Genomic DNA, 10164 nt, shown 5'->3' with positions numbered 1-10164 from the left:
ATCGCGCTGAGGGAACCTCGTGCTAAGCGTTTGGGTCAAGACAGCGCACCAAGCAGGGGGATTCAAGTCTACGATCGTAACAAATAAAACTTTTCAAGCAGCCTCTTATAATCACTATTCACTATTCACTAAAACACTACTCACTAAAACACTAGCAATTTCCGTTCTACGCTGATTCCTCGGTTTTGGCATCGCCAGGAGTTTCATAGTACATTTCTGGCTCGATTCCAAAATTGTCTACCAAGCCTTCTTTATCGACGGTAAAGCCCGCAGTTGTATCGAGACTTTCCGATCCTGGTGGATGTTGGGGCAACCGCTTAAAATTCTCGCCCTCGCGTTCCATTCTGGCGGCTGTTTCGGCAGGGATAATATTTGGGTCGTAGCTGTCTGGGGTCGGCGAATCGTATTCGGGATTTGGCTGCGCCACTGACGGATCGATTGGTGCTACTTTATCTGGTGAATTTTCCATGATTATTTGTCAAAAATTAGGTTGAGTAAGATTGAAAAATCGCTTTTAATATGCGTTGTTATCACAGCAGCATATCGTTCTAGCTGCACTAAATCATCGCCTAAACGATCGATCGATAACTACCTCAATGGAGACAATTAAATTTGAGATTGTGAACCGGAAATTCACTCTTTGGATAGAGAACCCGCCATAGCATTCAGCTAGTGAAAATAAGTGTCAGCGCGTAAGATTTCTTCTTGCCCAAAATATAGAGCGAGTGCATTGACGCCTAAAATCAGCCATGCTCGATCGCACAGATCTTCCAACTCATCCAAAAGATCGTCAACAACTTCAGAACTCGGACAGTGAATTGAGAGTAACTGGTTGCCATCAAGCTCGATTAGGCAGCTTGGCAAACTAGTCGCAAAAAAGTGTAGAAACCGCTCGATCCGAAAGTGCGTGAGCGTATCGAGATCGTCAACGTTGATTTCAGTGAGTAACATCGGCAAACTCCTGTGTGTAAGATCGTACCAAAATCTTAGCAGTTGAGTAGGAATGTTACTTTCTACCAAGTGGATGAACCGAGCAAATCCGATCGGTGTCAATAGATAGAGAGGGGCTATTGATGTATATATGTTCTAGCAGGATCGTCACGTTCCTAAACCGAAAAATGTTCGCAAAAAAGCCGATCTAATCGTGCGACTAGATCGACTTTTAAACAGGTAATTAACATCAGTTTGGGATAGGAGGAGCCTGGAGACGGGAAGTCTCCGCTCATGATGCAAAGTCCGCCTGTCTTGACCGCAGTGTAATTAAATATAAGATATCGCGTAGGGTGGGCACTGCCTACCAGCTAGGCTTCAGGCGTAATCTATTTTATAAATAATCGCACCTACCTACTTAGTTGCTAATATCTAAATTAGCTAAAAAAAGCTTTACTATCTCAGCTTAATGTGATTTAATGGGTCTATAATCCAAACAGTCAATTGCTTCTTCTCGAAAAGCTGTATAGGGGTTGACGGTACATTTAAGACTGTGTTCTCCAGTAAAGAAAACACAGCGATCGCAGGGAATTTGATGCAGCCTTTTGAGGTGAAACCAATCTTTCTGGAGCGTTTTCCAAGCCGATTGGATAAAGTGAAACATAGTTAGTGTCATCAGCGTTGTGAAAGACACCGTATAAATCGCAGTAATGGTTTGAGACAGAGTGGGCAGAAACATGAGGACTGACAATAACAGTAATTAAATGGCTACATCTGGCAACGCTCTGGGACTTAGCTCGATCGCACCGACTGAGCCTGGTTGTTCGAGCGTAGACCCATACAGATCGACAAATCGCTTGAATAGCTGCATAGTGTCGCAACTAGAAACCTTGTATGCTTTGACTTTGCGTTGTAAGTTCCCATTGGCTAGGCGATGGAGATAAGGTAAATCTTCAAACAATGTCAGACATGCAGCACAGTGCAGAATCATTTGTAAGATTGGCTTGGGAAATATCAAATCGCTGTAGATATCAATGAACAGTTTATGGATATCATCGCCCAGGGGCAACATATTGAAAATTATCGTAACTTTGCGGCTTTTAAAGACGGGGACAGTTAATTCGATCGTATAAGGAGTATGCAGGGTTAACTCTGCTTCTACTACTGGTTGCCGCCACATTTTCAGGATATTGAGCGAACGATCGATCGTAGTTTTGAATTTGACTTTACCGCCACTACTCGTCTCTTCAAATTTGCTGACACTGCCAACCTTTAGGCCCTTGAGACTGACATTATGTACTTGCTCTAAGTGTTTTAAGTCCAGCAAATGGTATACTTGACAAAGGTAGGGAACTGAGATGATATACTCTTGAGAGATCTGGTGATACTGCTTGAGCTGGTGCATAACCTCTTCAGTCCGACGGAGATAACCAGCGTGTGGGGGTGTCGCAGCAGAGAGCTGGTAGTACTTAAGCGTACTCATGCTTTTGACATTCTGACTTTCAAGTTCGAGATTGAGAACCGTCATGTGTGAATCTCCGTAGAGCCGTAATTAGTGGTTGTGAGGGCATAAACCCCATCTGGCGGGAGTAATTCGCTGCAAAAAACATCAATACGCTGACGTATTGGTAAATTACTAATTTGCAAACCCCGAGCATCAATGCGATAAATCAGACTTAGATTCGCATCGCCGTCATAGCTGGAAAAAGTTTGCTGGCAATCTATCGGCGGAAAAGAGTCGTGTCGAGGATTGCCTCTGGCTAGTCGAACGAGGATCGTCAAGTCAGCCGTGTTAGCAGGCTACAAAGTAAAAAGAGGTGGGATTTAACCGCACCCCCTTTGCAAATCTCTGATGAATTGCTGCAAATCTACCAAAAATTTCAGCGAGTTCGATCGATTCAAGTCGCCAGTGCGATCGGGTTTTAGTAGTGACTAAATCGAGTTCGGCAGCATCCTGAGCTACACCACCATTATTGTTGTCTCGATCGAATCGTGTTTTCGAGACGGCGATCGCAAACACTAGCAGCCCAAATATGGGCTTCGCAAAGAAATCAAGCGATCGTGTAGCCGACTTGGACGCTGATAGTAGCCGTCATACCAGAGATCCCAAAGACAGGTAATAGATACGCAATTGGGTAAGCACTCTAGGAAAACAGCAACAGCAGGAGCATGTTGCAAACTAGCGATTGGACATCAGCAGGTTGCCGTTGCCGCGATCGCGAATGAACAGGAATTATAAACTAAATTAAACTGGCTACGAGTCAACGATTGAATCGTCGATACCCGAGCGGGAAGGTCTTGTGTCGCAAAAACCCCTCCTAGTAACTTAAAGTCTGATAGCAAATGAACTGCAATCACGATCTTAGTCTCCAGAGGATTGGTTCAGAACTCAAACAAACTGCAATTAAGTTATTAAGCTGGCGAATCCTTAGATCTACGCTAATGTCGATCTAGAGAAAACTTTAGCTATAGAATTTTCTCTAGATCTAGATTGAGTTGAAATCTAACTAGCGAGCGGTCGGATTGAATCGACTGATGATACACAGCTTACGTCAACCTAGCGAACTACTGTGTTAGTAACAGTGTGCATTAAGTTGTAGAAGTGTAAGACACCTTGACCGGAGAAGTACTCAGTCAATAAAGCGGCTACAAATCCGATCATTGCAAAGCGACCATTCCAGATTTCAGCTTGGGGGGTAAAGCCCCAACGCCATTCGTTGCGATCGGCTGCTAAAGGAGTGACTTTGGTAGGATTAGGAGAGGAAGTTGCCATGATATTTATTCCAGATTTTGGGTGGATAAGGACTAGATCGATGGTCGGAGGTAAGGATTGCTTTCCCAGGTGAGGGACTTAACTATCATTACTGCGTGTGCTTAACTCATCCATCTATACAAATCTTATCATTGGAGTTTCGGTCGGGATATCTCTCATCTGGATGATATATTAGCAACTTTCGATCGTCGATTGGTTTGAGGGAGATGGGAGATGGGAGAGGGGGAGAGGGGGAGAGGGGGGAGAATTAACCTTTTACCTCTTACCTTTTACCTCTTACCCTAAAGCCTAAAGCCCAAAGCCTATCCCCTACCCTCTAACTGATGAGCGGGAAGACGCACCTTAAATAGACTACCTGCTCCAGAGTTAGAGGTGACGGTAATCGTGCCAGAGTGGGTAGTGATGATGCGTGCGACTAGGTGTAGCCCTAAGCCACTACCAGATTGGCGATGTTTGCCAGTCCGAAACCGTTCAAAAATGGTTTGTTGTTCCTCTGGGGACATGCCTAGCCCCGTATCGAGAACGTCGATCGTTACCCAGCCATTCATCGCGACGGCATCTTCAATCTGTGCGGGTTCAAAGCCGAGCTTGAGTTGAACGTGACCGACGTCAGTAAACTTGAGACCATTCCCGACTAAATTGGCGACCGCGCGGCGAATTTCTTGACAGTCACCCAAAACTTTCAGGGAAGTAGGATCGGGGACATCGCTAGTCGCCGTTAGCTCGATCGATTTGTACAGTGCTAGCGGTTGCAGTTGTTCGATCGTGGCTTGGATGATGTCCCACATATCGCACTTGGTCATCGTCAGCGCTTTATTGCCAGACTCATAACGGTTTACTTCTAGGATCGTATTGACAAGTTCGAGGAGGTTTTGGTTGCTGCGGCTCATCGCGTCTAGCGCCTCTTGCATGGAGTCAGACAGCGGACAAAAAGCCTCTTTCTCGAACAAACCGAACATGATATTTGCGGCGACTAGCGGCGTTCGCAAGTCATGGGTGAGGTGGGAGATAAAATCTTCGCGTTGGAGGTTTTGGATTTCGATTTGCTCGCGCTGTTCTTCGAGAGCGCGGTTTTGTTCTAGCAGTAATTTGTTAGTTTCTTGGAGCTGTTGCGCGGCGATGATGGAGTCGCGTTCGGCACGATTGAGCCGAATGGCATTCCGCAGGATTTGGGCGAGATTGGGCGGGTTAACCAGCGATTTGGGGAGGTAGTCAGTGGCACCTGCTTTCATCAGATCGACGGCAATCCGCTCGTCGCCTTGTCCGGTGAGGACTACTAGGGGATGTTGGACGTCGAGCTTGACAGCGTACTGTACCAGGGCTAGACCGTTTTCATCGGGTAGTCCGTAGTCTACAAAGGTGCAATCATACTCGTTTGCTTCTAATAAGGCAAGCGCTTCGGCACAATTGGCGGCTTCACTCACCGTTATTGTCATCCCAGATTTGAGCAGAGCGCGTCTGACCGCCATGCGATCGACTTCATCATCATCGACGATTAGGATGTGTAGAGATTCTTCCATTCCAGGTGAGTTTTGTAAAGTGGGAAATATGGATTTAAGATTTTTTTGTAGGGGTGCCCCTGTCTTGACGTTTTTTTATTCGGGGGAACCCCCGAATAAAAACGTCGGCGTTGCTGGATTGAGGTATGAAACCTTTGGTAGGGGTAGTTCATGAATTACCCCTACCAAAGGTTTCATCGATTGCACGTTGATAAATCATACACAGATCCAGCAACGCCTAAAAACGTCGCTGTCCTGAAAAGGTGCTTCACTTGCGGAGTTGGGTCGGTCATTTTCCCGATCCGTGACCCATACCCAAGCGGGGGGAACCCCAGAGATAAAAACACCGCTTGTGGGTACCCTTCATCGATGTGGGGTAAGCACAAGGCATTACCCCTACATAAATTGTTGGTGGTGCATCATGGATCGATTCAGCAACACCAGCACCGCATTGTGTATCAAGCCCTGATTTCCAGTCTCCGGGCTACTCTCATCTCTAACTGACGTTAGCTTGAGCAGGAAAACCACAATCGTACTCCCCTTTTCAAGGTATCGCTTCCACAGCGGGTGTGGCTAATTATACAAATATTTTATAATTTATTATGTATTATGATGATATGGCTTATATGGTGTTGGTATCGATGCTCATTCTGAGCGGCTACGCCAACAGCAACCAGATCGCAGTCCGATCGAAGCTTCGTTCGGGATAGCGCCAAGCATCCAGACATGCGGAGATCTTAGGTCATCTCGCAGAGTGTCCAATATTTATTGAGAGTAACCATCAGTTCTACAAAGGTATTGAAGGTGACGGGTTTGAGAATATAGCCAGCAACATTGAGATCGTAGGCTTGAACCCGGTCGCGTTCTTCGTTCGAGGTGGTGAGGACGACAACGGGAATGTGCCTAATCGCCGGATCTTGGCGTAGTTCGTGCAAAAATTCTAGCCCATTCATTTTGGGCATATTTAAGTCGAGTAAGATCAAGCGTCGATCGGCAGGAATCAAAGACGGCTGTTCGGGAGTATCTCGCAACATCGCGAGTGCTTCGATGCCATTGCCAGCGATGAATAGGGGGTTGGTAATATTGCCTTTTTTAAATGCGCGTTGGACGGTCATGATGTCTACTTCATCATCTTCGACCAGTAAGATATTTAACATTAGGTTTTCGATCATTGTGCCTGAGCAATAGTGTTGTCCTTGTCAATAACTGGCTGTTTGGGCCAAGTAAATCGAAATATCGCCCCTTTGCCAGCCAAAGATTGTAACTCAATTGTGCCCCCTTCTGCCGTAACGATCTTTTTGACGATCGCTAGCCCTGCGCCGATGTTTTCCTGGAGATCGCGAGCTTTGAGGGTTTGAAAGATCGTATAGATTCTGGTTTGATACTGGGGTTCGATGCCATCGCCATCATCAGCGATCGCAAATTCATAGCGATCCCCAAGATCTGTAGCGGATATCTCGATTATACCCACTTTAGTCGGGTGATGGCGGATCGCATTATCGATGAGGTGACTGAATACCTGTTCGAGTGGCTGTTGTCGTGCCTGCAACGTCGGCAGCGACGTGGTAATTTTGATGGTAAAGGTGTCTGGCGGCGCGAGTGCATCGATAACTTTGGTGACGAGGCGCTGGACATCCACTGTTATCACTGGTGTATTGACTCGCCCGACGCGGGAGTATTCGAGCAAACTGTTGAGCAGCGCCTGCATCCGGTAGATGCGGCTGCGGAGCAAGTGCATTTGCGCTCGCGTCTCGGGGGAGATGTGCTCGTCGAGATCTTCTTCGATCCACTCAGAGAGGCTGGCAACCGCACGTAAGGGGGCTTTGAGGTCGTGAGAGGTAATATAGGCAAACTGATCGAGTTCGCGGTTGCTGTGGCTCAAGGAGAGGTTGCTGGCAATCAGCGAGTTGTTTAGCTCCGCCATTTCGACGGCTTTGGCGGCGAGGGCGCTGGCGGCTTGGGTGCGGGCGCTGATGTCGCGGAAGATGGCGATCCGATCGTCATCTAGCTCGATATTGTTCATCGAGACTTCGAGCGGAAAAACTTCCCCATTTTTGCGTCGTCCCACCGCCTGCACGATCTGTCCGGTGGGGGTAAGTTCGGAGAGGGCACAGGGCAAATAAAATAACAGCTTGCGGGTGGCTTCATCCTCTTCAGACAAGAGTCGCTGCCATTCCCAGCCGATAACTTCAGCGGCTGTGTAGCCAAACATCTGTTCGGCGGCGGGATTGAAAGTTTCGATCTGTCCTTGGGGATTGACGACGATCGCCCCATCGACGATATTGGAGACGATCGCTTCGATCAGGCTGCGACTCTCTCTGAGACTGATTTCGCGATCGCGTAACTCTTTGGTCAAGTCTTGCAGCAGCCGGATCGTCAGGATCGTGCCGAATAAGCTCAGCGCAATACCATACCACATTGCCGTAGCATTAAAATCTTGCTGATCTTTGAGTATTTCCGCGCGAATTTTCAGCACCCGCTGTTCTTCAGCTTCAAATTTGCCAATCTCACTCCGAAAGCGATCCATCACTTGTTTGCCAGCTAGCATCCGATCGATATCGGCTGGCGTGGTGGCACCATTACTTTCATCCACCTGCCGGACGAGACTTTGGAGATGAGCGAGCCTTGCACCAGCAAGCTGGTTGAGGAGTCGAACTTGACGTTCTTGGTCGGGACGATCTCGCACGAGATCTTCTAATTCCTTGAGGTCGGAGCCGATCTTCTTGCTGGCGCTTTGATATGGTTCGAGAAACAGCGGTTTTTTGCTAATGTAGTAACCCCGCACGCCCGTTTCGGCATTGAGGAGACTAATCAGCGTACTCTGACTTTTGGCTAAGACTTGATTGGTATACTCGACATAGCTTTGGGCTTCAACCATCCGTTGGCGGAGTAGGGTATAAGTAACCACCGACCCCATTAAACACACTAAGGGGATAGCAATAACGACACTACCCCGATATTCGATCGGGAGGCGGTACCAATAATTTTTTAACTGTTGCCAAACGGATTTCATGAACTGCGCTACACAAAGCAATTGACGTGAATCCCCCTGAGCCATCTTAAGCATGAGGCTGGGCGATTTAGATCTAGAAGCGAAGTCTAAGAGAATGTCTGAAAAGATTTTATGTCTTCGATCGTAGTTCTGAATTCTCTAACTCCCTTGCAGAGGATGTTTGAAAAGTCTAATTGCTCCGTTCACAGTGGGCAAATCCCCCTGTCTTGTCTCCCTAAACCGTCGGGGAACAAAGGCGTGCGGGAGCCGCTAAATCTCCCTTTAATAGCGACCCAAATCACGCGGAGGTTCCCGACCCGTTTGGGTCAGCGATTCGCGATCCGTAGGGTTTCCCGTTCGCGCAGCGTCTCCGAAGGAGAGGGTTTAGCGAATCAAGACAAGACAGCGGATGCAATCGCGCTGAGGTTTCCTCAGCGTGCGTTGCACCAAGCAGGGGGACTAAGATCCGGATTTTAGCCCCCTTTTTAAGGGGGTTGGGGGATTTAGATCTAGGAACGGAGCAACAGCCGACTCGTGTATACATCCTGCCTTTGAGAAGAGACTTCCATATTTCCAGGTATCCTTTAAGCTGCCGAAAGCTCGGTGGCTACAGGTGTCAACCAGGTAAACCTGAGCTGAGTTCCTGCGCCCAGATCGGATGATAGCTCGATATTACCACCTTCAGTTTCAACAATCTTTTTGACGATCGCTAGTCCCATACCCGTACGATCGGCTTTTTTACCCAGCGTATTAAAGATTCCAAACACAAACTCGTGTTGTGCAGGTGGAATCCCAGGCCCATCGTCGGTAATGGTAAACTCATAACCTTCAGCCAACGGCTGACTGCTAATCTGAATATTACCATCGTCGCGATGATGGTGGGCGATCGCATTGTCGATTAGTTGCGAGAATACCTGCTGGAGCGACCAGCGTTTGGTATCCAGTATCGGTAGACCTGGATCGATTTCGATCGTAAAGCCAGCGGGCGGTGCTAGCAATGCTACAACGTCACTTACTAATTTTACGACAGTTACCCGCTCGATGTTAACCTCCATTCGGCTGATGCGCGAATAAAAGAGTAATCCATCGATCAGTGCTTCCATTCTACCGACCCGCGTGCGGAGTAGCTGCAATTGCTCGCTGCTTTGTTGGGCTAGTTCGCCGATCAGATCGTCTTCAATCCACTGCGAGAGGTTAGTTACCGCGCGTAAGGGTGCCTTGAGATCGTGAGAGATCGTATAGGTAAATTGGTCGATTTCCCGTTCGCGTCGATCGACTAATGCCATCATTTGGGTCAATAATGTATTTAGCCGCTGGATTTCTGCTGCGCGATCTTTTGCTGCTAATTCAGCATTTTTGCGATCGTCGATGTCTGTATGGAAGCCCATCCATTTTTGGACGGTACCATCTGGATCGAACACAGGTACGCCATGTACTCGCATCCAGCGATAGTAATCGTCGCGGTGATGCAGGCGATACTCGGCTTCAAACGTCATGTGGTCTGTAGGTGCCATTGCGGCTCGCTCTACCGCTGTCTGCCAAGCTAGCCGAACGCGATCGCGATCTTCAGGGTGCAGGGCATTCAGCCAGCCCCCACGCTGAATCGACTCCAGCGGTTGTCCGGTAAATGCCGACCATTGGGGGATTTCCGCCTGAACTTCCCCCCGAGCGTCAGTTTCCCACAGGATTGCCGCAACTCCTTGAATCAGAGTTTGATACCGCTCGATCGGATCGGTGACGATCTGAGGGTAACGATCGGCATTGTTGTCCGGAGAATGGTTCACACTGATTGTTGTCCTCCCAGTTCAATAAGTTATTATTGTAGTTAAATCGCATTTAAATATAACACTGAAAAAGTAGTTAATCGATTGGGTATGTGTAACTGATACAGTAGGTATAAACTAGATTTCATTTAGTCCCACTCTGGTTAAAGGTTGGTTATTATGAGCGATATCCGTGTAGTTTTGATC

11 protein-coding genes are annotated in these 10164 nt (G+C 47.7%); all 11 read right to left on the bottom strand.

Annotated elements, in window-relative coordinates:
• Positions 1 to 166: 166 nt before the first annotated feature.
• The 11 genes from RMO35_RS01060 to RMO35_RS01010 all read right to left on the bottom strand — a co-directional run bounded on the left by RMO35_RS01060 (position 167) and on the right by RMO35_RS01010 (position 9978).
• Positions 167 to 469: a hypothetical protein gene (locus tag RMO35_RS01060; protein WP_309737960.1), complete on the bottom strand. Its 303-nt coding sequence runs from the start codon at positions 467 to 469 to the stop codon at positions 167 to 169.
• Between the two features lie 200 nt (positions 470 to 669).
• On the bottom strand, positions 670 to 951 hold the full coding sequence (locus RMO35_RS01055) for a hypothetical protein (protein ID WP_309737958.1): 282 nt from the start codon (positions 949 to 951) through the stop codon (positions 670 to 672).
• A 445-nt stretch (positions 952 to 1396) separates the two neighbouring features.
• Positions 1397 to 1669 carry a hypothetical protein gene (locus RMO35_RS01050; protein WP_309737957.1) on the bottom strand — a complete coding sequence of 91 codons (273 nt, stop codon included), beginning with the start codon at positions 1667 to 1669 and terminating at the stop codon, positions 1397 to 1399.
• A gap of 21 nt (positions 1670 to 1690) precedes the next feature.
• On the bottom strand, positions 1691 to 2458 hold the full coding sequence (locus RMO35_RS01045; RefSeq protein ID WP_309737956.1) for a hypothetical protein: 768 nt from the start codon (positions 2456 to 2458) through the stop codon (positions 1691 to 1693).
• Positions 2455 to 2712, bottom strand: a complete 258-nt coding sequence (locus tag RMO35_RS01040; protein WP_309737955.1) for a hypothetical protein — start codon at positions 2710 to 2712, stop codon at positions 2455 to 2457. The genes RMO35_RS01045 and RMO35_RS01040 overlap by 4 nt, the downstream gene beginning before the upstream one ends.
• 10 nt (positions 2713 to 2722) lie before the next feature.
• Positions 2723 to 2950 carry a hypothetical protein gene (locus tag RMO35_RS01035; RefSeq protein ID WP_309737954.1) on the bottom strand — a complete coding sequence of 76 codons (228 nt, stop codon included), beginning with the start codon at positions 2948 to 2950 and terminating at the stop codon, positions 2723 to 2725.
• Positions 2951 to 3487: 537 nt separating this feature from the next.
• The gene (locus RMO35_RS01030; protein WP_309737953.1) at positions 3488 to 3703 is read right to left on the bottom strand and encodes a chlorophyll a/b-binding protein; all 216 of its coding nucleotides are present in this window, start codon (positions 3701 to 3703) and stop codon (positions 3488 to 3490) included.
• Between the two features lie 302 nt (positions 3704 to 4005).
• A complete protein-coding gene (locus RMO35_RS01025) occupies positions 4006 to 5223 on the bottom strand; it encodes an ATP-binding protein (RefSeq protein WP_309737952.1) in 1218 nt (405 codons plus the stop codon).
• Positions 5224 to 5939: 716 nt separating this feature from the next.
• Positions 5940 to 6374, bottom strand: coding sequence for a response regulator (locus tag RMO35_RS01020; protein WP_309737951.1), 435 nt, complete (start codon positions 6372 to 6374; stop codon positions 5940 to 5942).
• A complete protein-coding gene (locus RMO35_RS01015) occupies positions 6371 to 8215 on the bottom strand; it encodes a CHASE3 domain-containing protein (protein WP_309737949.1) in 1845 nt (614 codons plus the stop codon). Before RMO35_RS01015 ends, RMO35_RS01020 begins: the two co-directional genes overlap by 4 nt.
• 563 nt (positions 8216 to 8778) lie before the next feature.
• On the bottom strand, positions 8779 to 9978 hold the full coding sequence (locus RMO35_RS01010; RefSeq protein ID WP_309737946.1) for a PAS domain-containing sensor histidine kinase: 1200 nt from the start codon (positions 9976 to 9978) through the stop codon (positions 8779 to 8781).
• Positions 9979 to 10164 lie beyond the last annotated feature (186 nt).

The sequence above is a fragment of the Chamaesiphon sp. OTE_20_metabat_361 genome (assembly GCF_031364565.1).
Note: the sequence above shows the minus strand (reverse complement) of the source record. Positions and strands in the feature narration are given on the sequence as shown.